The organism is Pseudomonas bijieensis (assembly GCF_013347965.1).
In the GTDB taxonomy this organism is placed as follows: domain Bacteria; phylum Pseudomonadota; class Gammaproteobacteria; order Pseudomonadales; family Pseudomonadaceae; genus Aquipseudomonas; species Aquipseudomonas bijieensis.
This window is the reverse complement of sequence record NZ_CP048810.1, coordinates 1635432-1659174: the sequence shown is the minus strand read 5'-3', so window position 1 is coordinate 1659174 and position 23743 is coordinate 1635432. Positions and strand designations below refer to the sequence as shown.

Below are 23743 nucleotides of genomic sequence, written 5' to 3'. Positions count from 1 at the left end.
TTTTCGTTCCCGCGAAACCCGCCTTGCGTTAGTTCATGGATTTCTGAACTAACTATTTGCTACAGCCTATTCAATCATTTGTCACGATGGCCTTAGGATCCTCCACACGGGACTGCCGCCATCAGAGCAGCAGCCCGCAGCAGCCCCTTTTCGACTGCCCAGCAACGCCACCAGCCCAATCCGCTAGTGGCCCGAAGCAGTCGAGAGGAATGCATGAAGCTAGAGATTTTCCGTACCTTATGGGGCTATACCGCCAGCCATTCATCCGCGCTGGATGAACTGCTCGTCGCCGGTTTTGATGGGATCGAAGCACGCCTGCCACTGCAGGCCAATGCGCGTGGCGAGTTCGGCGCTTTCCTGCGCAGCAATCACGTCCCCTACATCTGCACCCTGTTCAGTGCCTACGATGTCCTGCCTGATCAGCGCGCTACGCCTGCCCAGCACTTGGTCGACATCGATCGCAAGCTCGGCTGGGCCACGGAGCTGACCCCCCGTTTCGTCAATCTGCTTGCGGGCAATGATCGCTGGCCTCTGGCGCAGCAGGTCGAGTTCTTCGGTCAGGCCCTGGAACTGGCCGCCAGGCACGGGGTGTTCTGCAGTTTCGAGACTCACCGCGCCCGCTCCCTGTACAGCCCTTGGGTGACGCTGGAACTGATTCGCCAACTGCCGGAACTGCGTTTCACCAGTGACATCAGCCATTGGGTGGTGTGCTGTGAGCGGTTACTGGACGACCCGGCCGACGATCTGTCGTCCTTCGTCGAGCGCGTTCATCACATTCAAGCTCGGGTCGGTTATGACCAGGGCCCGCAAGTTCCCCATCCCGCCGCTCCGGAATATGCCCGTGAACTGATGTTTCACCAGCATCACTGGGAGGCGGTCTGGGCTTCTCAAATTCAGCGTGGCTATGCAGTCAGCACCCTGACCCCGGAGTTCGGTGCCGACGGGTATCTGCATCACTTGCCCTTCACCAACATGCCGGTGGCCGATCTCTGGACCTTGAACCAGTGGATGGCGCGAACCGAGCGCGAACACTTCAACCGTTTTACCTGTGAAGGAGCCCGCCATGAATAAGACTTCGCTGACCCAGGCCAACTTCAATAGCATTCCGGTGGTGAACATCGCCGGCCTCTTCAGTATCGAACTGGAGCATCGCCTCGCCGTGGCCGAGCAACTGGGTCGTGCCGCCAGCGATGTGGGGTTTCTGTACATCACCGGGCACGGCATTGATCCGGCACTGATCGAGGGCCTGCGCCAGGCGAGCAAGGATTATTTCGCGCAGCCCCTGGAGACCAAGATGCGCCATTACATCGGCGCCTCGGAAAGCCACAAGGGCTTCGTGCCCGAAGGAGAGGAGGTGTACTCCAAGGGCAAGCCGGACCACAAAGAGGCCTTCGACATCGGTTTCGAAGTGCCGGTGGACGATCCGCTATTCCTGAGTCGAACGCCGCTGCTGGGCCCGAACCACTGGCCCGACGTGCCGGGTTTTCAGGTTGCGGTACAAAATTACTATCAGGCCGTGTTTGCCCTGGGCCGTCGATTGTTCGATGGTTTCGCCCTGGCTCTGGGCCTGGAAGAGGGCTACTTCGACGCACTGGTCACCCGTCCGCCTTCCAAGCTGCGGCTGATCCATTACCCCTTCGACGCCACTGCCGTGGATGCTCCAGGCATCGGCGCGCATACCGACTACGAGTGCTTCACCATCCTGCACGCCGATCAGCCAGGGTTGGAGGTGCTGAACGACCAGGATCAGTGGATCGATGCACCGCCAATGCCCGGTGCGTTTGTGGTGAACATCGGCGACATGCTGGAAGTCATGACCTCCGGGACCTTCGTGGCCACCGCTCACCGAGTGCGCAAGGTGGCTCAGGAGCGCTATAGCTTCCCGCTGTTTTACGCCTGCGATTACCACACGCTGATCAAGCCGTTGCCGGCATTCATCAATGACGCTCAGGTCTACGAGGAGCTAACGATTGGTGAACACATGTGGAGTCAAGCCCTGCAGACCTATCAGTACCTGCGCAAACGCGTCGAGAACGGCGAGCTTGAGCTGCCATCCCGAGCCCGCAAGCCATCGAGCTTCGGTCGCCTGAAAAACACTGCCTCTCATTCCTAAAAAAACCAACGGAGCTTCCCATCATGAAAACCCCCTACGCCTTGACCCGACTGAGTCTGCTCGCCGCTGGTCTGTTCTGTGCCAGTGCCGCCTTCGCCAGCACCGCGACGCCGGGTGTATTGAAGGTCGGTATGGAAATCACCTACCCGCCGTTCGAATCCTATGACGCCAACAAGAACGTGGTCGGCTCCGACCCGGAGTTGGCCCATTCTCTGGCCAAGGCAATGGGCGTCAAGGCCAACTTCGTCGACACCAAGTTTCCCAATCTGCTCAACGGCCTCAACGCCGGGCATTACGACGCAATCATCTCCGGCATGTACATCACCCCGGAGCGCCAGGCCCAGGCCCGGACCATTGCTTATGCCAACACCGGCGCGGCGATCATGGTGCCCAAGGGCAGTGAGCTGAACCCGCAGGTTCCCGAAGACCTGTGTGGCCTGAAAATCGGGCTGGAGCAGGGCACCACCTGGGTCGGCAAGTTCCGTCAGTTGTCCAGCGACTACTGCGTCCCGAACAACAAGGGTGCCATCACCGTCAGTGAGTTTCCCTCGGCACCCGAGGTGACGCAGGCGCTGCTGTCAAAGAACATCCAGGCTCAAGTGGAAATTGCCGGCGCCGCGCACATGATCGCTCAGCGTACCAACGGCCGTGTGATCGTCAGCTCGCAGAAGTTGGTTTACCCGCAAACCTTGGGCATCTACGTCAAGAAAGACGCCGACGCGACCTATCAGGCGCTGGTCAAGGCGTTGGCTGAGAGCAAGGCCAACGGCGAGTACGCCGCCATTCTCAAGGCGTATGACCTGGAACCGGTCTCTGAGTAATGCCTGAAACCGCGCCCTCGATCGGGGGCGCGGCTTGCGCGAGGTGTCTATGCAATTCGATTGGGATTACTTTTTTTCGCTGTTCACCCTGGCTGACTTCTGGGCGGCGAGCCTGACCGTCATCGAACTGAGCACCCTGGCCTGGTTCCTGGGCATGCTGCTGGGTTTCGTCCTGGCATCGGCCAAACTGTCGAGCGTGCGCTGGCTGCGCATACCCGCATCACTCTACATCTGGTTCTTTCGCAGCATTCCGCTGCTGGTGCTGGTGGTCTTCGTCTACAACCTGCCGCAGTTGCTGCCTGGTGCCGGGCCGGTGCTGTCGGTGCCATTTTATTCCGGTCTGTTGGCGCTGGTGGTCACTGAGGCCGCCTACATGGCAGAAATTCATCGTGGCGGGCTGATTTCGATCGCCAAAGGCCAGAAGGAAGCGGGCCGTGCCCTGGGGCTCGGGCTGCTTGGCGTGCAACGTCTAATCGTCATCCCTCAAGCGTTTCGCATCTCACTGCCGACGTTGATTAACGAATACATCACGGTGGTCAAACTGACCTCGTTGATCTCGGTGATTTCACTGACCGAACTGCTGACTGTCGGCCAGCGCCTGTATGCCCAGAACTTCCTGGTCATGGAGACCCTGGCGGCTGTGGGCCTGTACTACGTGCTGATCGTCACAGTGTTTGGCTTCGCCTTGCAGCGTCTGGAACGTTACCTGGACCTGAACCTGCGTACACCGCAAACCCTGGAGAGCGCCTCGACACAAGTGCTGCGTGACAGTCTGGCACCTAGGGTATCGAGCAAGGTCAGCCTCCCAGCCAAAGGTGCGGCCCCGGCCCTGCACCTGCAGGACGTGCACAAACGCTACGGCGATCATCATGTGCTCAAAGGTATCGACCTGAAGGTGCAAAGCGGCCAGGTGATTTCCATCATCGGCCCGTCCGGCTCCGGCAAGACCTCGTTGATCCGCACCATTAATGGCCTGGAACGCATCGATCAGGGTGAAATCCTGTTGTTCGGGGAGGGCTTCATTAATGCCGAGGACAAACCGGATGGGCGTCGGGTTCGTCAGGGCGTACAGCGCATCGGCATGGTGTTCCAGAACTTCAACCTGTTTCCACACCGGACACTGTTGGACAACATCTGCCTCGCCCCTCGTTATCATGGCGTCAACCGCGCACTGAGCGAGCAACGGGCCTGCCAACTGCTCGACAAGGTCGGCCTGCTGGCCCACGTTCACAAATATCCGCATCAACTGTCTAGCGGCCAGCAACAACGTGTGGCGATCGCCCGGGCCATGGCCATGGACCCGGACATCCTGCTGTTTGACGAACCAACCTCGGCGCTGGACCCGGAACTGGTCGGCGAGGTACTTACGGTGATCGCCGACCTGGCTCGCGAAGGCATGACCCTGCTGATTGTCACTCACGAAATGGAATTTGCCCTGTCGATCTCTGACCGGGTGATTTTCATGGAAAACGGCAACGTGCAGTTGGATGCCTCGCCAGAGGCGATCCGCGCAGGGCATGGAGCCCAACGGGTGCGACGGTTTATCGGGTTGGAAGAATCAGAGGAGGAGCGTTGCCTGTTGATGAGCTGAATTGAGCGCATTTGGTCGCACGATCCGCTTATCGTGGTCACATCGCTCTCGGGCCAAGGCGTGCCCGCGCGATCGAATATTTCACCCTCGAATCCCTGGTAAAACAGGTCGATGGACTCGCCCATTCCCTGGGCACAAGTTAGCGGTGTCCGTACAGGTTTGGGGGCGGTTGCTTTCGGTGGTCCTAGCCCTGAAACCGGTGTAAGCCTATTTCAGAACTGGACACTTTCAATTCAGACTGGCGTTTGGCCTCGTCCGCGGGGCAGCATCACTCGGTTTTCGCCGCCATCAAAGCGTTCAATTCGCCGTATGTGTGGGCTTTCAAGGTTTGGGTGTCGAGTTGGCCGTTGTCCAAGAAACTGCGGGCCAATGCCCCCATGGCGCTATGCCACGATCCGATCCGTGCTCTCGCCCCAGGGAATTACCGCCCGCGCTGGCGCCGAGGGTGTCAGGACGCTTGCTGTATCGAGGCGGCTGATGTGCTCGGGTGAAAGCTCAAGCGACAGCGCGCCGAGGTTGTCGGTGAGCTGGGTCATTGAGCGTGGCCCGATGATCGGCACTGCCCCGTGGGTGCCTGCCCAGGCAATGGCGACCTGACCCGCGCTGGCGTCGATCTCGCCCGCGATGGCAATGACGGTGTCGAGGATTTGCGTACGCTGCGCCGAATTCTCCGGCTGGAACACCCGGCCGCCCAAACCTTCGGCGCGACCTTTCTCCCCTTGGCGGTACTTGCCCGTCAGCATGCCGCCGCCCAGCGGCGACCAAGTGACGATACCAAGGCCCAGCGCGTGCGATGCCGGGAACAGGTCGGCTTCGGGCTCGCGATGGACCAGGCTGTGCTCGAACTGCGCAGCCGCGATGGGAACGGTACGAGTCAGTTCGGCCAGGGTCACTGCACGGGCGAGTCGCCAGGCGGGGAAGTTCGAAAGGCCTGCATAGAGGATCTTGCCCGCGCGTGCCAAGTCCTCGAAGCCACGGACGATTTCCTCGGCTGGCGTGAGGCCATCGGGATGATGCACCCAGTAGATGTCAATCCGATCTGTCTTGAGTCGCTTCAGGCTCGCTTCCACGGAGGCGACCATGGCCTTGCGACTGTTGCCGGTGACCAGCCTATTGGCATTCGGCTGCGCCCCGTTGCTGTACTTCGTCGCAATGACGAAATCTTCGCGCCGCCCCTCCAGCAGGATGCCGATCTGTTCCTCCGATTGTCCGAACTGGTAGACATCCGCTGTATCGATGAAGTTGCCCCCAGCCTCGGCATAGGCGTTGAACATCTCTTTGCTGGTATCGGGGTCGGCGCCATGGCCCCAACCCGTGCCAAAGTTGCCCGTACCGAGCGCTACCTGCGAAACCCGCAGGCCGGTCTTGCCAAAGGATGTGTATTTCATGACTTTCTCCATTGTCGGGCCGCAGCGCGGAGAGCAATGTCAGACTTGCTCATGTGGACGCCTCGGGGAAGGTGCAGGGAAATCGAAGATCAAGCATGTCGTGGTGGCGTGCGCGTACAGCTTGCCGTCGGGGCCAACGATTCGGCCTTCGGCCGTGGCAATCCGGCTTCCCGCATGGATCAACTTTCCCTCGGCGCGTACTAGCGGTACCGCGTCGGTCAAGGCGCGGACCATGTTGACTTTCAGCTCCAGCGTAGTGAAGCCCTTGCCTGCGGGTAAGGTCGAATGCACGGCGCAACCTACCGCCGAGTCGAGCAACGTGGAAAACCAACCGCCGTGTACGGTTCCCAGCGGGTTGTAGTGCCTTCGTTGCGGTCGACCCTGGAAGATCGCTATGCCTGGTTCCATGTGAATGGGCAGGAAATCGAGCGTGTCGCCGATGGGGGCGGGCGGTAGTTCCCCGGCAAAGATTGCCTCGAACAACTCCATGCCCGTCAGGCTGGTGATCTGTTTGTGCGTTGCGGTGTGGGAGGTGTTCCAACGGGCACGAATCGCTTTTTCCTCTTCGTCCCACCGCGCAACGACCTGGTCAGCCTCCATCACGGACTCCTTTATCATTCCAGATACTTGCATATGCAATACTTGTAGATACAATCTATACCATGAAAAATATGACCAAGCCACAGGGCTGCACCAATCTGAAGATTCGCCAGCTCAATCGCATGGTGACGCGTCACTACGATCGCTATATCGCCGAGTCCGGATTAAAAAACACGCAGTACGCATTGTTGTCCCACGTCGTTCGACTGGGTCCCATTCGCCCGAGCGACCTGGCCAGGCGAATGCAAATGGAGGCTTCGACGTTGACACGGAATATGCAGCCACTGGTCACTCAAGGCTGGCTGACGGTCGGGGCGGGTGGCGACGCGCGCAGCCGCCTTGTCCAAGTGACCGAAGCGGGACTGGAAAAGCAAGCCGAAGGGCGGCGCGCCTGGAAAGAAGCGCAATTGGCACTTAATGAGCGACTCGGCGTGCATCGCGTTGCGGCGCTCCATGAATTGCTGGATGCATGTATCGAGTGCCTTGATGATGAGCCTGAAACGTGTACGGACTGACTGGTAGACGATTTTCAGCTCAGCTTGGTCAGATACTCCGGTACTTGCTGCTCAGGTAGCACTGACAGAACTTTCAACCGTTGCAACATGCGTTGGCGGGCGCGGTGGAGGTGTTCCTTGAGGTTCAGCGCTGCTGCGTCGAATGCGCCATGCAATAGCAACTCTAAAATCAAACGGTGTTCGGCCAGCATGGCTTCGTCGGGGCCGAGGCCCAACTGACTGTAAAAAATCCGACTGATGATCCTGGGGCTCTGGGCCTGCCGGATCAGCGTAGCGATCTTGCGATTGTTTATTCCGGCGAGGCAGTGGTAATGCAGGTCTTCTTCAAGTTGCTCGATGCATGCCAGGCTGCAGCGTGGGTTGCTCTGTGCCTCTTTAACCCGCGACAGCATGGCTTCAAGGGATCCCCGGCTGAGCCCGGGTGCGCTCTGGCGTAACGCCTCAGGTTCAAGGCACGCGCGCAGCTCGTAGTCTTCGGTGATCTCCCTGGCGGTGAGCGGGCCGGCCAGCCATTGGGAGTAGGGTTCCTTTTCCACCAGGCCGCGGTCACGCAGACGCATCAATGCCTCGCGTATCACCGCCCGACTGACGCCGTAATGCTCGGCGGCCATTTGCTCGTCGAGTCGATAGTGCCCGAAAGCAATACAGGTCGATAAGGCTGAACCAATCTCGTCGAACATCCGCTCGCCCAGCGGCCGGGTATCGACCAGTTCTTCGCTGCTATCAAGACCGAGTTGCTTGTGGGTTACGGCCAGCCGCAGTGGCTCCACTTCAACCCCCTTTGGGTTGACCAGATAACCACGACCATCGAATCGACTGATCAAGCCTTCCTTATGCAACAGGTCCAATGCTTTGCGCACCGGTACGCGGCTGGTTCCGAACAGGTCGGCCAGAGGCGCTTCGAGCAGGACAAGTCCTTGGGCCACCTCTCCATCAACGATGGCGTTGCGCAGGACCTGGCGGATCATGGCGTAGCGGGATGCAGTGCGGTAATCCTCGGCGGTCATCGATCTCATACGCTTCTCGAAAGGCGGGGGAAGATTCTCGCACAAGTCGGTTGTCACCGTGGACCACGTCCTTTGTGCGCGTTCCTGGGGCCGTTGTTACTGTTCTGCACCAAAACGGATATTTTTTAATTAATACATTATTTGTGTTGCTGGCTGGTCCCGCATAAAAGGCTCCGCAAAATGGAATATCTACCCGTTTGGAAAGGCGTCTAGTCCGTAGGCTAGACGCGGATTGCTTTCGCCTTGGCGTTCCTTCAGCACTCTGTTTGGCACGCTATCTGCTCTATAAAATGTACATTTTAATAATGAATACGTTTTTGGTGGATCAGATGTCCTACGCCAGTCCTCAATTACCGCTTGAAGCCGATGCATTGGCCATGGCGGATGCATTCGCCTCGGGTAGCAGCGACCCGGTCAAGGCGTTGGAAGAAATGCTGGCCAGGGTGGCGGAAGTCGATGACGTGTTCATCTCTCTTTGCTCGGCGCGTGCCTTTCGCGAAGCCCATTCATCAGCTGCGCGCTGGAAGGCCGGACAACCGGCAAGCGCACTGGATGGCGTTCCCATTGCTTGGAAAGACATGTTCGACGTCGCAGGCAGTCCAACTACCGCAGGCGCAGCCGTGCGCCGCGACATTACGCCAGCGCTGCTCGACGCCAATGTCGTAGGTCTGCTGGCACGAGCCGGAATGGTCAGTGTCGGGAAAACTAACCTTAGCGAGTTTGCTTACTCGGGCCTTGGACTCAATCCCCATTTTGGAACGCCGCACAATCCTGTCGGATTCGACCAGCCACGCATTCCGGGTGGCTCGTCCTCAGGCTCAGCGGTCGCGGTCGCGGCGGGAATCGTGCCGATTGCCATGGGCACGGATACCGCTGGGTCTATCCGAATTCCAGCGGCCTTCAATGGGGTGGTGGGATTTCGCAGCAGTTGCAGGCGCTATAGCCGTGAAGGTGTCTTCCCACTCGCGCATACCCTCGACAGCGTGGGGCCTTTGACGCGCAGCGTGCGCGATGCCTTGGCTATCGACGACATCCTGTGCGGGCGTACGAAGTCGACCTCACTCATCCCTCGCGGTCTGGCAGGGCAGCGTTTTTGGGTCGACCCGTCGGTCCTTGATGATCCACGCGTAGAACCTGCGGTGCGTGACAACCTGCTGAACTGCTTGAGCGTGTTGAAAACTCACGGTGCGCAGATTGACCTGCGGCCTTCGCCAGCCTTCCAAGCGACGCTCCATCTCATCGAGCAACAAGGCTGGCTTGGCGCCCCTGAAGCTTTCGCGCTGCATCAGCCGCTGCTCGACAGCGAGGCGGCCGCCCGACTCGACCCGCGCGTGCGGCGCCGTCTGGAAAGCGCACGTACATTCCCCGCCAGCCAGTTGGTCAACCTCTACAGCGCACGCGACCGGCTGCAGCAACAAATCGCCGATGAGCTGGATGGGGCGTTTTTGATTACGCCAAGCGTATCCCATGTCGCGCCACCCCTGGCGCCATTGGAGGCCGACGACGAACTGTTCGTGCGCACCAATCTCGCGACGTTGCGCCTGACCATGCCCGGTAGCTTGCTGGATCTGCCGGGCGTGTCCCTGCCGAGTGGCTGCGATGCGCTCGGTTTGCCCACCGGCATGTTGATTAGCGCGCCTGCCGGCGAAGACTTTCGATTGTTGCGCGCGGCGCTGGCAGTGGAAGCCGCGTTGCGCCAGCCCTGAAAAATCCCATGACTGATTGATAAATCCGCAGGAGAACAATGATGGCTAAAGAAATTCTGTGCGCCTTCGGCGTCGACGTAGACGCCGTGGCAGGCTGGCTGGGCTCATATGGTGGGGAGGATTCGCCTGACGATATTTCCCGCGGCCTGTTCGCTGGCGAAATCGGCGCCCCGCGCTTGCTCAAGCTGTTCGAGCGTTACGGCTTACGTACCACCTGGTTTATCCCCGGCCACTCGATGGAAACCTTTCCCGAGCAGATGAAGGCGGTGGCCGACGCCGGCCATGAAATCGGCGTGCACGGCTACAGCCACGAAAACCCCATCGCCATGACCGCCGAGCAGGAAGAAATCGTCCTCGATAAATCCATCGAGCTGATCACCCAGGTCACCGGCAAACGTCCCACCGGCTACGTCGCCCCGTGGTGGGAGTTCAGCAAGGTCACCAACGAATTGCTGCTGAAAAAAGGCATCAAGTATGACCACAGCCTGATGCACAACGACTTCCACCCCTACTACGTGCGCAAGGGCGACAGCTGGACCAAGATCGACTACAGCCAGCACCCCGACACCTGGATGAAACCCCTGGTACGTGGCGAAGAAACCGACTTGGTGGAGATCCCGGCCAACTGGTACCTCGACGATTTGCCGCCGATGATGTTCATCAAAAAGGCCCCCAACAGTCACGGTTTCGTTAACCCGCGCCATCTCGAGGAAATGTGGCGCGACCAATTCGACTGGGTCTACCGCGAGCATGAATACGCGGTGTTCACCATGACCATCCACCCCGATGTATCCGGTCGGCCGCAAGTGTTGCTGATGCTTGAGCGTCTGATCGAACACATCCAGAGCCATACCGGCGTGCGCTTCGTCACTTTCGACGAAATCGCCGACGACTTTATCCGCCGCCAGCCGCGTACCTGATACCCACCCACCTTCCGAGGCGCGATTCATGTCTATCTACAACAAGCTTGACCTGACTGGCTGGAAACCCCGGCAACTGACGTCCCAGGAAGTCCGCTTCGCCACCTGGATCGCCTTCTTCGCCTGGGTGTTTGCGGTGTATGACTTCATCCTGTTCGGTACCTTGCTACCCGAGATCGGCCGGCACTTTGGCTGGAGTGAAGTGGAGCAGGCCGAAATCGCGACCTGGGTGGCGGTGGGTACCGCCGTCGTTGCGTTGGCCATCGGCCCGATCGTCGACAAGCTGGGGCGGCGCAAAGGGATTATCTTCACGGTGGCCGGTTCCGCCCTGTGCTCGGCGCTCACCGCGATTGGCGGGGCGTGGGGCAAGTCGCCGCTGATTCTGATCCGTTCGTTGGGCGGCCTGGGCTATGCCGAAGAAACCGTCAACGCCACCTACTTGACAGAGTTGTATGGCGCCTCGCAAGACCCGCGGCTGACCAAACGTCGCGGCTTTATCTACAGCCTGGTGCAGGGCGGCTGGCCAGTCGGTGCGTTGATCGCGGCGGGTTTGACCGCGCTGCTGCTGCCGATCATCGGCTGGCAGGGCTGCTTCATCTTCGCCGCGATCCCAGCGGTGATGATTGCGATCCTGGCGCGCAAGCTCAAGGAGAGCCCGCAGTTTCAGATCCATCAGCGTATCACTGAGTTGCGTAAAAACGGCGCGGTGAAAGAAGCGCAAAACGTCGCCGTGACTTACGGCGTGGACTACGACGAACACAGCAAGGCCGGCCTCAAGGCCGCGTTCCGTGGTCCGGCCCGTCGCGCCACCTTGGTGATCGGCGCCGCGTTGTTGCTCAACTGGGCGGCGATCCAGGTGTTCAGCGTGCTCGGTACTTCAGTGATCGTCAGCGTGCACCACATCTCCTTCGAGAACTCGCTGATCATCCTGGTGCTGTCGAACCTGGTGGGTTACTGCGGTTACCTCAGCCACGGCTGGATGGGCGACAAGATTGGCCGCCGCAACGTGATTGGCCTGGGCTGGATGCTTGGCGGCCTGTCGTTTGCCGGGATGCTGTTCGGCCCGAGCAATATGGCGATGGTGGTCGGGCTTTACAGCCTGGGCCTGTTCTTCCTGATCGGGCCCTATTCGGCGGCGTTGTTTTTTATCAGTGAAAGTTTCCCTACCAGCATCCGCGCCACCGGTGGCGCGATCATCCATGCCATGGGCCCGATTGGCGCGGTGGTCGCAGGGTTTGGCGCCACCCAGGTGTTGTCCGCCGGCAGTGACTGGCAGACCGCCGCACTGTGGTTCGGTGCCGTGCCGTGCTTCTTGTCCGGTGCGCTGATGTTCGCCGCACGCCACGTGCGTCCGGAAACCGTTCAGTGAGGATTTCTAGATGAGCCGTAAAGTTGCCTTGATTACCGGTGCCGCCAGCGGCATCGGCCAAGCCCTCGCTGTGGTCTATGCGCGCAATGGTGTGGCGGTCGTCGGCGGGTATTACCCGGCCGATCCCCATGACCCGCAGACCACGGTGGCCTTGGTGGAAGAAGCCGGTGGCGAGTGCCTGATGTTGCCGCTGGATGTGGGTGATACCGCCTCGGTGGATGCACTGGCCGAACACGCCGTGCAGCGCTTCGGCCGCCTGGATTACGCCGTGGCGAACGCTGGTTTGCTGCGCCGTGCACCGTTGCTGGAAATGAGCGATGCGCTGTGGGACGAGATGCTCAACGTTGACCTGACGGGAGTGATGCGTACCTTTCGCGCGGCGACTCGGCATATGGGCGAGGGCGGTGCGTTGGTAGCGATTTCGTCGATTGCCGGCGGCGTGTATGGCTGGCAAGAGCACAGCCATTACGCAGCGGCCAAGGCCGGCGTGCCGGGCTTGTGTCGTTCGCTGGCGGTGGAGTTGGCAGCAAAGGGCATTCGTTGCAATGCGGTGATCCCAGGGTTGATCGAGACGCCACAGTCACTGGATGTGAAGAACTCACTGGGTCCGGAAGGTTTGGCCAAGGCGGCGAGGGCTATCCCGTTGGGGCGGGTAGGGCGCGCGGATGAAGTGGCTTCATTGGTGCAGTTCCTGACCAGTGATGCGTCGAGTTACCTGACCGGGCAGAGCATCGTCATCGACGGTGGCCTGACCGTACGCTGGCCCGACTGACTGTACTCAATTCAAATGTGGGAGCGGGCTTGCTCGCGAATGCGGTGTTTCAGATAAATCAGGTGTGACTGACAGACCGCATTCGCGAGCAAGCCCGCTCCCACCTGGGACCTGTGTTTGCTTCAGGAGATTCTACATGCCTCAACTTATCAACCGCCGCGCCGTCATCACCGGCGCCGGCAGCGGTATCGGCGCTGCCATTGCCCGTGCCTATGCGGCTGAAGGCGCGCGCCTGGTGCTGGCCGACCGCAATGCCGTCAGCCTCACCGAAACCGCGATCACCTGCCGCAACCTCGGCGCCGAAGTGGTGGAGTGCCTCGCCGATGTAGGCACCGTCGAAGGCGCCCAGGCCGGTGTCGACCGTTGCGTCGAGCACTTCGGCGGCATCGACGTTTTGGTCAATAACGCTGGCATGCTCACCCAGGCACGTTGCGTCGACCTCACGATCGAGATGTGGAACGACATGCTGCGCGTCGACCTTACCAGCGTATTCGTCGCCAGCCAGCGCGCCTTGCCGCATATGCTCGCCCAGCGTTGGGGGCGGATCATCAACGTGGCCTCGCAACTGGGCATCAAGGGCGGCGCCGAGCTTACCCATTACGCCGCGGCCAAGGCCGGGGTCATCGGTTTCACCAAGTCCTTGGCGCTGGAAGTCGCCAAGGACAACGTACTGGTCAATGCCATCGCTCCGGGGCCGATTGAAACACCATTGGTCGCCGGGATCAGCGCTGACTGGAAACGCGCCAAGGCCGCCGAGTTGCCCCTCGGTCGGTTCGGCCTGGCGGATGAAGTGGCGCCCACCGCCGTGCTGCTGGCCAGCGAGCCGGGTGGCAACCTGTTCGTTGGCCAGACCCTCGGCCCGAATTCCGGCGATGTCATGCCATGAGTGAGGTGTAGCCATGTGTGGACTCTGCGGTTTGCTCGGCGAGGATCTGCACTGGAGCGATCCCCTGGGCGATGAGCTGCCCAGGCGCCGCGAACGCCTGCGCCGCATCGCTGCGATCAATCAGGTACTGGCGGTGTTCCGGCTCAAGGTCGAAGACTTTCAGGGCGCCTCTTACCTGCTGCTCGGCGCGACCGGTAAGCAAGCGCTGGCGAGTGGCCTGGATCAGCTCTGGCGAGCGGCCGAAATCATGCTCGGCCGCCCGTTGGATCCCTTGGACCCGCATCTGTTGGATCACTTGGAGTCAGCCGTATGAGCATCGCTCTCAATGTCATCACCGGCTTTCTCGGCAGCGGCAAAACCACCTTGCTCAAGCGCCTGCTGCAAGGCGAAAGCCTCGGCGATACGGCTTTGCTGATCAACGAGTTCGGCGATGTCGGCATCGACCATCTGCTGGTGGAAGAAGTCGCCCCGGATACCGTGCTGCTGCCCAGCGGCTGTGTCTGTTGCTCGATTCGTGGCGAACTCAAGGACGCATTGCTCGGCCTGTTGCAACGCCGTGAGCGCGGCGAAATCCCGGCGTTCAAACGGGTCATCCTGGAGACCACCGGCCTGGCCGACCCGGCTCCGATCCTCGCCACCTTGAACAACGACGCGCAACTGCGTGGGCGTTTTCATATCGGCCTGGTGATTACCCTGGTGGATGCCAGCCACGCCACTCTGCAAGAGCGCTTGCATCCGGAATGGCTGGCCCAGGTCGCCGCCGCGGACCGCTTGCTGTTGAGCAAGACCGACCTGGTGAAGGACTGCGCCCCACTGCGCATGCACCTGCAAGCGCTCAATGCCGGTACGCCGGTCCTCAATACCTGTGACGTCCATAGCGGCGATCAACTGTTGCTGGGTGAAGGTTTGCGCAGTGCCGAACCAGCAGTGGAAGTCAGTCGCTGGCAACTGCATCGCAGTACCAGCGCCACCCACGGCGCCGCGCAGGTGTGCAGCCTGACCTTCGATCAGCCGTTGGATTGGGTCGGCTTCGGGGTTTGGTTGTCGATGCTGTTAAGATGCCACGGCGAACGAATTCTACGTGTCAAAGGACTGCTCAACGTGAACAGCAGTAACGCTCCGATCGTCATTCATGGTGTGCAGCATTGCCTGCATGCCCCGGTACACTTGCCCGCCTGGCCGGGCACTGATCGGCAGTCGCGCCTGGTGTTTATCCTGCGTGGTCTCGACCCCGCGCTGCTGCGGCGCTCCTTTGCCGTGTTCTCTCGGCGGTTCGCCGCATGATCACACTCCGCGTCCTCGGCACTTCAGTGACCTTGCTCGAATGCCTGCGTGTTCGTGCCGAACAGGAATTGGGCATTCACTTGGTGTACCAGGTGCACGATGTCGAGCAGGCCCAGCGCATCGCGGTGATGCAGCCCGACAGCTATGACCTGTACGATCAATGGTTCCATAACGTCGACTTCGTATGGCCGGCCCGGGCGATCCAGCCCATCGACACGCGGCGCATTGCGTTGTGGCATGAGATCAACGACCTGCCCAAGCGCGGTCGCCTGTCCGCGAATGATCGGTTGGGCAGTGGCAGCGTGCCTAGCGAGCGCTTGTTCGTGCAGCACGATGGCAGCCTCGGCAGCACGGTCACCGAGCGCATCAGCATGCTACCCCTGACCCATAACGCCGACAGTTTCGCCTACCGCCCCGAGCGCTTGCCCGAGGGTTTTCGCCCCGACAACGAAAGCTGGGGCTGGCTGCTGGACCCGGCCTGGCGCGCGCGCACCGCACTGCAGAGCGACGCTGCCATCGGCGCCCTGGATGCCGCGCTGGCGGTGCAGGGCGCGGGACTGGCGCGCTTCAAGGACATCGGCAATATGAGCATCGAAGAGATCGATGTGCTGGCCGATATCCTGGTGCGCAAACAGAAGGAAGGTCACTTCGCGGCGTTCTGGTCCGATGACGAGGAGGCTGCGCAATTGATGCTCAGCCCGAACATCGATATCCAGAGCCTGTGGTCGCCGACGTTGATGCGCCTGCATCGCGCCGGGGTGAAATACCGTCTGGCGGTGCCTCGCGAGGGGTACCGCGCCTGGTTCGGCGGTTTGTCATTGTCGCGCCACGCCCAGGGCCCGGTATTGGACGCGGCCTATGCATACCTCAACTGGTGGTTGTCCGGCTGGCCCGGCGCGGTGATGGCGCGCCAGGGTTACTACATCGGCAACCCGGCGCGCAGCCGCGACCATCTGAGCAGTGCCGAGTGGGATTACTGGTACGCCGGTCAACCGGCGCGGGAGGAGTTACTGGGCAGTGATAGTTTGCCGCTGATTGACATTGGTGACGTGCGCGATGGTGGTTCCTATGAGCAGCGCATGGGCCATATCGCCGTGTGGAACTCGGTGATGGATGAGCACAATTATCTGGTGCGGCGCTGGGGCGATATTTTACGGGCGGGGTTGAAAAACTTTCCCAGACGGTGAGTTTCCAACCTGCACGGTCAACGAAGAGCCGGAGAAATCAAGCGTTTCCTGTCGGTCGTGGCCGTCAGAAATCTGCCATGAACGGCCACTCAAAACCCTCTCAGGACGAAGCAGTCACCCATGTTCCGCTGCCAACATTGACCTGAATTGAGAAATGACCTCTGCAGATAACCCGGCGCTTTCGAACACTGCGCAGGTGAAGCTAACGGGTGCGGGGCCTGGAGCCGTTATGATGCGGTCTGCGACCACGGCTACCGGGCTGCTTCGATAAAGCGCCTGCCCTGCATAACCTACGGCATTCTGTTGCAAGAACTCTGCGCTGTTCGAGGTATGAGCAACCGTGTCGAGCAAGCCGGCCCTCGCAAGCGCCAGCGTTCCCCCGCAGATACCGGCAATCGTCGCGCCGTTTGAGCGACTGGCATGAAGAAAGTCTCGAATATCGGGCGCTTCTGCACGTTCCCAGATCATTCCTCCAATGACGACGACAACGTCCGGCTTCCAGCCCAGGCATTGTTGCAAACTGCTATCGACCGTTACGGCCAATCCACCCTGCGAGCGGAATTGCCCTGTGGCAGAAGTGAAAAACCTGGTGTCGATCCCGTAAAAAGGAGAGGCAGTCCCTGCGATGAAAGCATATTCCCAGTCCGCAAAACCGGGTGTCAGTATCAAACCCACACGTGCCATCAGTCAGAATCCTCCATGAATGCCAATAACATAGGGCGACGAAAAACGGACATCAAGGGCTGCTTCGGGCGGTCAATGATCGCCCAAACCGCCCATGCCTATTCCACTGCCTCAACCACCCCTTGATCCTCGCCCAGAAATCCGCCGCTCTGGTGATGCCACAACCGCGCATAGGTACCGTTTTTCCCGAGCAGTTCCGTGTGGGTGCCTTGTTCTATGATGCGCCCGTCATCCATGACGATGAGCCTGTCCATGGCCGCAATCGTGGACAGGCGATGGGCGATGGCAATCACGGTCTTGCCCTGCATCATGTCATCGAGGCTTTCCTGGATGGCCACTTCGACTTCCGAGTCCAGCGCGCTAGTGGCCTCGTCCAGCAGCAGGATCGGGGCGTTTTTGAGCATCACCCGGGCAATTGCGACGCGTTGACGCTGGCCGCCCGAAAGCTTGATACCACGCTCGCCGACCAGGGTGTCGTAGCCGCAATGGCCATGCTTATCGCTCAGTTGGCTGATGAAGCCATCGGCCTGGGCGTTGATGGCGGCGCTACGGATCTGCTCGTCGGTTGCATCGGGGCGACCATAGGCGATGTTGTCGCGAATGGAGCGGTGCAGCAGGGACGTATCCTGAGTGACCATGCCGATGGCGCTGCGCAGACTGTCTTGCGTGACGTGCGCGATGTTTTGCCCGTCGATGCGAATCTCTCCGCTGTCCACATCATAGAAGCGCAACAGCAGGTTGATGAGCGTGGATTTTCCGGCGCCGGAGCGACCCACCAAGCCAATTTTTTCCCCCGCGCGGATGCTCAGGCTCAGCCCATCGAGCACCTGGCGTTCGCCGTTGTAGTTGAAGCTCACGTTATCGAAGGTCACCGCTCCGCCAGTGGTCACCAGCACTTTCGCATCCGGCGCGTCCTGCACCTTGGGGCCGCGGGTCAAAGTGGCCATGCCATCCTGCACGGTGCCGATGTTCTCGAACAGCGAGGTCATTTGCCACATGATCCAGTGCGACATGCCATTGATGCGCAACGCCATCGCGGTAATCGCCGCCACGGCACCCGCGCCGACTTCGCCCTGGTGCCACAGCCATAGGGCATAGCCGCCCGCACCCATGATCAACGCGACCACCAGTGCCTGGTTGACGATTTCGAATTGGCTGACCAGGCGCATCTGGCGCAAGCCGGTCTGCTTGAAATCCTCCATTGCCGCGCGGGCGAAGTGGGCTTCGCGTTTGGAGTGCGAGAACAGCTTCACTGTGGTGATGTTGGTATAGGCATCGGAGATGCGACCGGTCATCGATGACCGCGCATTGGCCTGTTCCTGCCCGACTTGTCCCAGGCGGGGCACGAAGTAGCGCATGGCCAGGCCGAACAACGCGACCCAGGCAATGAAAGGTAGCATCAGCTTCAGGTCGAAGCCGCCAGCCAGGGCGATGATCGCGATGAAGTAAACGCCGATCCCCGGTGCGATCTCGATGAGGGTGAACAGCACCTCGCGCACCGACAGCGCCGTCTGCATCACCTTGGTGGTGACGCGGCCGGAGAACTCATCGGAGAAGAACGAAAGGCTTTGTCGCAGCATCAACCGATGGAAATCCCAGCGCAGCCGCAACGGTAGGTTGATCGCCAATATCTGGTGCTGCACCATCGTGCGCAACGCGACCAGCCCGATACTGGTCAGCAATACGATGCCGATGCCCCACAGCACGCGACTTTCCTGTATCGCCGCATCGCCGCCGGCCTGCCAGGTCGACAGCAGGTCCACGACCTGCCCGAGGAAAGAAAACAGCCAGGCTTCGTAAATCGACACACCGGCGCTGAGCAGCGCCAGCGCGAGAATATAGCCGCGGGCGCCGCGCGTGCAGGCCCAGAGAAATCGCGCCAAGCCTTCAGGCGGCGGCGGTACCTCGTCGGGCGGGAAGGGGTCGAGCCATTTTTCAAACGTGCGCAGCATGGTGGTCTCCAAGACAATCCAGTGAGGAGATTCTGGCATGCAAAGGTTGCTTTGAGGGTTTTGTGAGAGAGCAAGGTTAATCGCCCAGGACTTTTTCCATGATGATGGTGCGCTCGGCGCCGTGAAATTCGTCCCTGATTTTCAGGAAACCCAGGGCAAGATAAAACCCTTCTGCCGTGATCGAGGAGGGGACACGCAACAGCTTTACGCCGCTCTGCACGGCCATTGATTCAATAGTCGCCATCAGTCGACTCCCTAGGCCTTTCCCCTGATGAACCGGGTCGACGAATAGGCTTCGGACGGTGTTTCGATCGAGACTTGCGGTTGCGACGACATGACCGTCAATGCATGCGACATACACCTGACGCTGGGTTAGAAGGTGCAGGATCGCCGAAGGTGAAAAGCTCAGTTGCACTCGTTTGATGATGTCTGGCGAATAATCTTGAGCATTGGATTCACGCAGCGCGGCCACTACGATCTGGCTTATTGCTATGGCGTCCGTGCTCATTGCGCTTCGAATCATACAGTCCATTGGGTACTCTTCCGTGCGTGTGTCCAGTTCATTAGTGTGGGCCGTTCAGCAGGGCGTTGTGGGAATGACTGCTTATGGCCGACCTCTGCGTAAATAAATCTGAGAATCCATATTCGTATCGGGCCAGTGAGCGCAAGCGTCAGTTGACCCGATGAGTCCTGGCATTGTGAAAGCCTTAGAAAGCAGGATCACCTATAGCAAAAGCCGCTCCCTCAATGTGATAGACCTGCGGTTCCTCCGAGAAGTATTTCTGCAGGCCCATCATGAACACCCGATGGTCTTCACTCGCTTCGAAGCCCGGAGTGTGATCCTCGAGTGATTGCCAACGCACGATCAGGTTGAATTGTTGCGGGGTTTCGATCCCTTGGGCCAGCATGTGCCCGCAGTAACCTTTAGCGCGGCAGAGCAAAGGAGCCACCTCGGCAAATGCGTGCCTGAAGTTTTCAATGTGTTCTTTGTAAACGGGCAGTAGAGCGATCTCATAAATCATGGGATTCCCCTGAAGTGGGTTCAACGCTTGCGAGATGAGGCGACGGCGTGACTGCAATCGCGACTTTTCCTTGAAGACCGTTGTTGGGGCTCTCCAGCCGCGCATGGGCGAGCGCAAGGTCGGCAAGTGAATAGACGGCGCCAACGTGCGGGCGCAGCTGACCGCGCGCTACCAACGTGCTCAACTCATCCAGCTTGCCGCGGTTTTGTCTGGTGAAAACGAAGTGATAACTCGCGTTCTTGCCCCAGGCCTGAACGAGGTTCTGTGGCTGGGCAATGTCCACGATGCTGACAACTCGGCCAAGTTGGGCGAGGGCATCCGGGCTGCGGGATAATGTGTTGCCGCCGATGGTGTCAAACACCACATCGACTCCGCGGCCTTCCGTTTCCCGATTGATGACGTCGACGTAATCCTCCTTTTCGTAGTCGATGATCACATCGGCACCCATGCTGCGTGTGAACTCAAAGTTTGCTTCGCGCACGGTCGTGAAGACCCGCGCTCCAATGGCTTTTGCCAACTGGATCGCTACATGACCTACGCCTCCCGCGCCGCCGTGTATCAGAATGCTTTCGCCCACTTTAAGCGCCGCTCGCACGGTCAGTGCTTCCCACGCTGTTCCACCGACCAGGCTCAGGCTTGCCGCCTCGAGATGGCTCAGCGAGGCGGGCTTCTTCCCGACAATGCTTTGGGCAGCAACGTGGTATTCGGCGTAACTCCCCGGGCCGTCAAATATTTGCGGGGTGTACCAGACTTCGTCGCCGGGCGCGAAAGCCGTCACACCCGGCCCGACTTCTTCGATAACGCCAGATACGTCGTGACCGGTAATCGCCGGAAGTGGTACCAGATCGGAGTAATCTCCGCGTCGGACCTGATAATCCAAAGGATTGATGGAGGTAGCGTGTACCCGAACCAAGACTTGTCCCGTTTGCGGCACAGGCTTGGGCACGTCGCAGAGTTCGAACGATTCCGGGCCGCCAAATGATTTAAGCATCATCGCTTTCATTGTAAATCCTCGTATCGACAAAAAGGGATATCGAGATATCTCGATATTTTGCAGTAAAAAATTACAGCTCTTTCCCTATGATCTCGGCAAGAGCACTGATGGTTGCTTCGTTCCGCTTGTAGTAGGTCCACTGGCCGATGCGCCTGACTTCGACCAAGCCCACCCGTTGCAGAGTGGCAAGATAGCCAGACACCGTTGACTGTGACAGTCCGATACCTTCTTGGATACTGCTGACGCAGACTCCCACCGTGAGAACGTCACCTTCATCCTGCGCAGGGAAGTTCTTTGCGGGATCCTTCAAACCTTTCAAGATTTCAAGGCGTGTAGGGTTTGAGAGGGCTTTGAAGATTTCGATCAATTCCATAACCTGATCATATCGAGATTTATCGATATGTCAATACGGTAATCAACACCGGCCGTACTAATGAAGATGGCGCCCGCATAGCGGGCCCCACCTTCTTCACGTATCAACGGCTAGGGGCGTCTCCAGTCTTTTCCTGACCGGCCTTTTCGGCGTTAAAACCGTCGGCACTTTCGAATACACCCATAAAACCGGGGATAGTCGACTCGCGTGACCAGTCGCGCTGGAGTTCGCAGTACATCTGCACACGGCTGATGAGTTTTGCGCCCGCCTGCTCGATTCGGCGAAGGGCTGCCTCATGCGCGGCGGGTGACGTGCCTCCGACCGCATCGACCGGCACATACACTTCATAGCCTTCCTGGATCGCGTCCAGTACAGGGAACGTCAGGCAGGCCTCGGTCCAGAGCGCGGTCATGATGAGCTTCCGACGGCCGATTGCCTTGACCGCCTGTTTGAACTCGGTGTCCTCCCAGCTGTTGATAGAGGTGCGGTCATAAGTCGGTAGATGGCCGAGCACGTCCTGCAGTTCTCGAATCGGCGGCTTGTTACGGCCGGTAGCGACGTTAACCGTCGAATGAATGATAGGCAGGTTGTAGTTGACGGCCGCCTTGGCAACGCTCGTGATGTTGAAGACGAGTTCGTCGCGGGACATCGAGCGAATCGAGGAAACCTGGATCGGTTGATAATCGATGATGATCAGCGCCGAATTCTCAGGCGATAAGAGCTGGTCGGTATGGGGGTTGCGTATAGTCTCGCTTGTCATCTGTAGGTCCTTTTCTCAGTGATGCACGCGTGTCGGAGGGCCAGCGCATGTTCGGATGGACAGGCGCGACCGTGACGACACGTCCACTGATGTTGTTAGTAGATTGGTTTTCCGGGAAACGTGCGCCAACGGCGACGCTGTCAGGAAGGGAGGATTATGCTGTTCCCATTTTCGACGCAGTAGTAGCATTCCGAGGCTAGCTGTGTCGCTCAAAGGGGAACGCTGTTTTGGATATCGAAGAGCTGCAAACTTTCGTAGAAGTCGCTGATGCTGGAGGTGTTTCGCCGGCGGCACTCCGGCTCGGAGTCTCCAAGTCGATCGTCAGCCGCAGGCTCGCCCGGCTTGAAGCGGAACTTGGCATCCAGTTGCTTGCACGATCCACCCGTGGGGCAGCGCTCACTGAAGCCGGGGCCACATTCCGAGACTATGCAGCCAGGGTCTGCGCCGAGATTGATGCCGCCAGAGAAACGATCCTGCCGGCGGGAGTCCTTCGTGGCCGCTTACGAGTTGCGGCGCCGCTCTCTTTTGGCCCTACGCATTTCGCTCCCATGCTCGCGGAAATGGCACGACGCCACCCCGAGCTTCATATCCAGACCTGTTACAGCGATCGCTTCGTTGATCTCATTGCCGAGGGGTTCGATTGTGCGATACGAGTCGGCTATCTTCCGGACTCTAATTTGATCGCAAGGCGTATCGGCCCGATTTACACGAAGCTCGTTGCGAGCCCGGGCTACATAAAAGCGCATGGGGTACCAGAGTCACCGGAGCAGCTCGCTACCCATGAGGCTCTCCTGCAGGGTACCGAAGCGTGGCAGTTCATGGATGGCGACAAGATCATCGCGGTTCGCCCGCAGGGACGCTTCAAGGCTGACAACGGCATAGCGCTCGTGGCTGCCGCAACAGCAGGACTCGGGATCGCGTACCTGCCAGATTGCCTGACCTACGAACATGTGACTTCGGGGGCGCTTGTGCCGATCATGACTCGGTATCCACCACCCCCGGCAGGTGCATATGTCGTCCGTCCGCCAAGCCAGCATCCCACGCGCAAGATACGAATGCTCACGGACCTGCTGATCGAGTCTTTCGGACAGTCTCCGCACTTTGCGGGGCCTGCCCGGATCTGATCAGGCTTTGACCTGAGAGACGTGGCCAGGCTTGCCAGACAGCCTTTCGATTGAACGGTTAGCCCTCAGGCGCACACAGCGCTCTGAGCCTTAGGGGCAGGTAGCCAGAGGCCAACCGATGCGTGCTGCACGCAGGAGGCTGGCTTTAACAACCAAGCGGTGAAAGGGCGCAATCACGAAGATGTAGGCCCGGCCTAGACGGTTGTGGCAGTGGACCACGGTGGAAAAAACGAGTTGGCGACTGCCTTCTGGCTCTGCCTCTGCAGAACAGAGGATCGATATCCGGAAGTCGAGGTGCTTGTCGTCCTCTCCCAACACGATTTCAGTCTGGTTCGTGCTGTAGACCTTGAAGATTTCAATCCGGTTAGCCAGTGTTGCCAAATGCCTGGCTGTCTTGAGACCAAAACAGGCAACGATAGTGTCTCGGACTTTCATGAGCCATCCGATCCAGGCTGGCTGGTGGGAAAGGATGAATCGAGCTAGTAGAACTGGATCGCTGGAAGTGCCCGCAGGGAGCCGAATTGCAAAAGCGTCCGCCAGGTTCAGCGACTTGTAAAGGTGGGTGATGCCGGACCTCGAGGGGACTGGCACAGACATGATGAGCTCAAATTCCCGGGGCATCGGTGATCTCTCCTGAGTTCCAACTACTGATTGGACGACATGCCATGTCGCGTT

The 23743-nt window shown here is 59.6% G+C and carries 25 protein-coding genes; 14 read left to right on the top strand and 11 right to left on the bottom strand.

From position 1 onward, the window contains the following. Positions 1-213 precede the first annotated feature (213 nt). The 4 genes from GN234_RS06965 to GN234_RS06950 are packed head-to-tail and all read left to right on the top strand — an operon-like array spanning position 214 to position 4525. Positions 214-1071, top strand: coding sequence for a sugar phosphate isomerase/epimerase family protein (locus GN234_RS06965; protein WP_176688150.1), 858 nt, complete (start codon positions 214-216; stop codon positions 1069-1071). Then, a complete protein-coding gene (locus GN234_RS06960) occupies positions 1064-2113 on the top strand; it encodes an isopenicillin N synthase family dioxygenase (RefSeq protein ID WP_176688149.1) in 1050 nt (349 codons plus the stop codon). Before GN234_RS06965 ends, GN234_RS06960 begins: the two co-directional genes overlap by 8 nt. Positions 2114-2136: 23 nt before the next feature. Further along, complete coding sequence (locus tag GN234_RS06955) at positions 2137-2934, top strand: transporter substrate-binding domain-containing protein (RefSeq protein ID WP_109755259.1); 798 nt, start codon at positions 2137-2139, stop codon at positions 2932-2934. A gap of 49 nt (positions 2935-2983) precedes the next feature. After that, positions 2984-4525, top strand: coding sequence for an amino acid ABC transporter permease/ATP-binding protein (locus tag GN234_RS06950; protein ID WP_176688148.1), 1542 nt, complete (start codon positions 2984-2986; stop codon positions 4523-4525). A gap of 383 nt (positions 4526-4908) precedes the next feature. Here GN234_RS06950 and GN234_RS06940 read toward each other — a convergent pair whose 3' ends face one another. Both GN234_RS06940 and GN234_RS06935 read right to left on the bottom strand, forming a co-directional pair. Then, positions 4909-5913, bottom strand: a complete 1005-nt coding sequence (locus GN234_RS06940) for an aldo/keto reductase (protein WP_176688147.1) — start codon at positions 5911-5913, stop codon at positions 4909-4911. Positions 5914-5952: 39 nt separating this feature from the next. Continuing rightward, positions 5953-6513, bottom strand: coding sequence for a PaaI family thioesterase (locus GN234_RS06935; RefSeq protein ID WP_176688146.1), 561 nt, complete (start codon positions 6511-6513; stop codon positions 5953-5955). A 62-nt stretch (positions 6514-6575) separates the two neighbouring features. Here GN234_RS06935 and GN234_RS06930 point away from each other — a divergent pair, with 62 nt between their 5' ends. Further along, the gene (locus GN234_RS06930) at positions 6576-7028 is read left to right on the top strand and encodes a MarR family winged helix-turn-helix transcriptional regulator (RefSeq protein WP_176688145.1); all 453 of its coding nucleotides are present in this window, start codon (positions 6576-6578) and stop codon (positions 7026-7028) included. Between the two features lie 14 nt (positions 7029-7042). Here the strand turns inward: GN234_RS06930 and GN234_RS06925 are convergent, their stop codons facing one another. Next, positions 7043-8035 carry a GntR family transcriptional regulator gene (locus GN234_RS06925; RefSeq protein WP_411828804.1) on the bottom strand — a complete coding sequence of 331 codons (993 nt, stop codon included), beginning with the start codon at positions 8033-8035 and terminating at the stop codon, positions 7043-7045. Positions 8036-8364: 329 nt separating this feature from the next. On the opposite strand from GN234_RS06925, the gene GN234_RS06920 reads away from it, so the two are divergent. The 8 genes from GN234_RS06920 to GN234_RS06885 all read left to right on the top strand — a co-directional run bounded on the left by GN234_RS06920 (position 8365) and on the right by GN234_RS06885 (position 16159). Further along, positions 8365-9741 (top strand): amidase, encoded by a 1377-nt coding sequence (locus GN234_RS06920; RefSeq protein ID WP_109755305.1) that lies wholly within the window; start codon positions 8365-8367, stop codon positions 9739-9741. Between the two features lie 41 nt (positions 9742-9782). Then, positions 9783-10661 (top strand): polysaccharide deacetylase family protein, encoded by an 879-nt coding sequence (locus GN234_RS06915; RefSeq protein WP_176688144.1) that lies wholly within the window; start codon positions 9783-9785, stop codon positions 10659-10661. Between the two features lie 28 nt (positions 10662-10689). Beyond that, on the top strand, positions 10690-12030 hold the full coding sequence (locus tag GN234_RS06910; protein WP_176688143.1) for an MFS transporter: 1341 nt from the start codon (positions 10690-10692) through the stop codon (positions 12028-12030). 10 nt (positions 12031-12040) lie between these two features. Continuing rightward, a complete protein-coding gene (locus tag GN234_RS06905; RefSeq protein WP_163854230.1) occupies positions 12041-12802 on the top strand; it encodes an SDR family NAD(P)-dependent oxidoreductase in 762 nt (253 codons plus the stop codon). Positions 12803-12938: 136 nt separating this feature from the next. Beyond that, positions 12939-13688 (top strand): SDR family NAD(P)-dependent oxidoreductase, encoded by a 750-nt coding sequence (locus GN234_RS06900; RefSeq protein WP_163854228.1) that lies wholly within the window; start codon positions 12939-12941, stop codon positions 13686-13688. 13 nt (positions 13689-13701) lie between these two features. Beyond that, on the top strand, positions 13702-14001 hold the full coding sequence (locus GN234_RS06895; protein WP_109755249.1) for a hypothetical protein: 300 nt from the start codon (positions 13702-13704) through the stop codon (positions 13999-14001). Further along, positions 13998-14972 carry a CobW family GTP-binding protein gene (locus GN234_RS06890; protein WP_176688142.1) on the top strand — a complete coding sequence of 325 codons (975 nt, stop codon included), beginning with the start codon at positions 13998-14000 and terminating at the stop codon, positions 14970-14972. The genes GN234_RS06895 and GN234_RS06890 overlap by 4 nt, the downstream gene beginning before the upstream one ends. Further along, complete coding sequence (locus tag GN234_RS06885) at positions 14969-16159, top strand: ABC transporter substrate-binding protein (protein WP_176688141.1); 1191 nt, start codon at positions 14969-14971, stop codon at positions 16157-16159. The genes GN234_RS06890 and GN234_RS06885 overlap by 4 nt, the downstream gene beginning before the upstream one ends. Positions 16160-16273: 114 nt before the next feature. On the opposite strand, the gene GN234_RS06880 is transcribed toward GN234_RS06885, so the two are convergent. The 7 genes from GN234_RS06880 to GN234_RS06850 form a co-directional block, all read right to left on the bottom strand. Then, a complete protein-coding gene (locus tag GN234_RS06880) occupies positions 16274-16843 on the bottom strand; it encodes a DJ-1/PfpI family protein (protein ID WP_176688140.1) in 570 nt (189 codons plus the stop codon). A 98-nt stretch (positions 16844-16941) separates the two neighbouring features. Beyond that, positions 16942-18795 (bottom strand): ABC transporter ATP-binding protein, encoded by a 1854-nt coding sequence (locus GN234_RS06875; RefSeq protein ID WP_176688139.1) that lies wholly within the window; start codon positions 18793-18795, stop codon positions 16942-16944. A gap of 76 nt (positions 18796-18871) precedes the next feature. Further along, positions 18872-19327 carry a GNAT family N-acetyltransferase gene (locus tag GN234_RS06870; RefSeq protein WP_176688138.1) on the bottom strand — a complete coding sequence of 152 codons (456 nt, stop codon included), beginning with the start codon at positions 19325-19327 and terminating at the stop codon, positions 18872-18874. A gap of 175 nt (positions 19328-19502) precedes the next feature. Further along, a complete protein-coding gene (locus GN234_RS06865) occupies positions 19503-19817 on the bottom strand; it encodes an antibiotic biosynthesis monooxygenase family protein (RefSeq protein WP_163854214.1) in 315 nt (104 codons plus the stop codon). Beyond that, on the bottom strand, positions 19807-20820 hold the full coding sequence (locus tag GN234_RS06860; protein ID WP_163854211.1) for a zinc-dependent alcohol dehydrogenase family protein: 1014 nt from the start codon (positions 20818-20820) through the stop codon (positions 19807-19809). The genes GN234_RS06865 and GN234_RS06860 overlap by 11 nt, the downstream gene beginning before the upstream one ends. A gap of 61 nt (positions 20821-20881) precedes the next feature. After that, positions 20882-21184, bottom strand: a complete 303-nt coding sequence (locus GN234_RS06855) for an ArsR/SmtB family transcription factor (protein WP_163854209.1) — start codon at positions 21182-21184, stop codon at positions 20882-20884. Between the two features lie 103 nt (positions 21185-21287). Continuing rightward, positions 21288-21944, bottom strand: a complete 657-nt coding sequence (locus tag GN234_RS06850; RefSeq protein WP_176688137.1) for a hydrolase — start codon at positions 21942-21944, stop codon at positions 21288-21290. A gap of 227 nt (positions 21945-22171) precedes the next feature. Here GN234_RS06850 and GN234_RS06845 point away from each other — a divergent pair, with 227 nt between their 5' ends. Further along, positions 22172-23068, top strand: coding sequence for a LysR family transcriptional regulator (locus tag GN234_RS06845; protein ID WP_176688136.1), 897 nt, complete (start codon positions 22172-22174; stop codon positions 23066-23068). A gap of 90 nt (positions 23069-23158) precedes the next feature. Here the strand turns inward: GN234_RS06845 and GN234_RS06840 are convergent, their stop codons facing one another. After that, the gene (locus tag GN234_RS06840; protein WP_109755242.1) at positions 23159-23689 is read right to left on the bottom strand and encodes a DUF2867 domain-containing protein; all 531 of its coding nucleotides are present in this window, start codon (positions 23687-23689) and stop codon (positions 23159-23161) included. Positions 23690-23743: the final 54 nt, after the last annotated feature.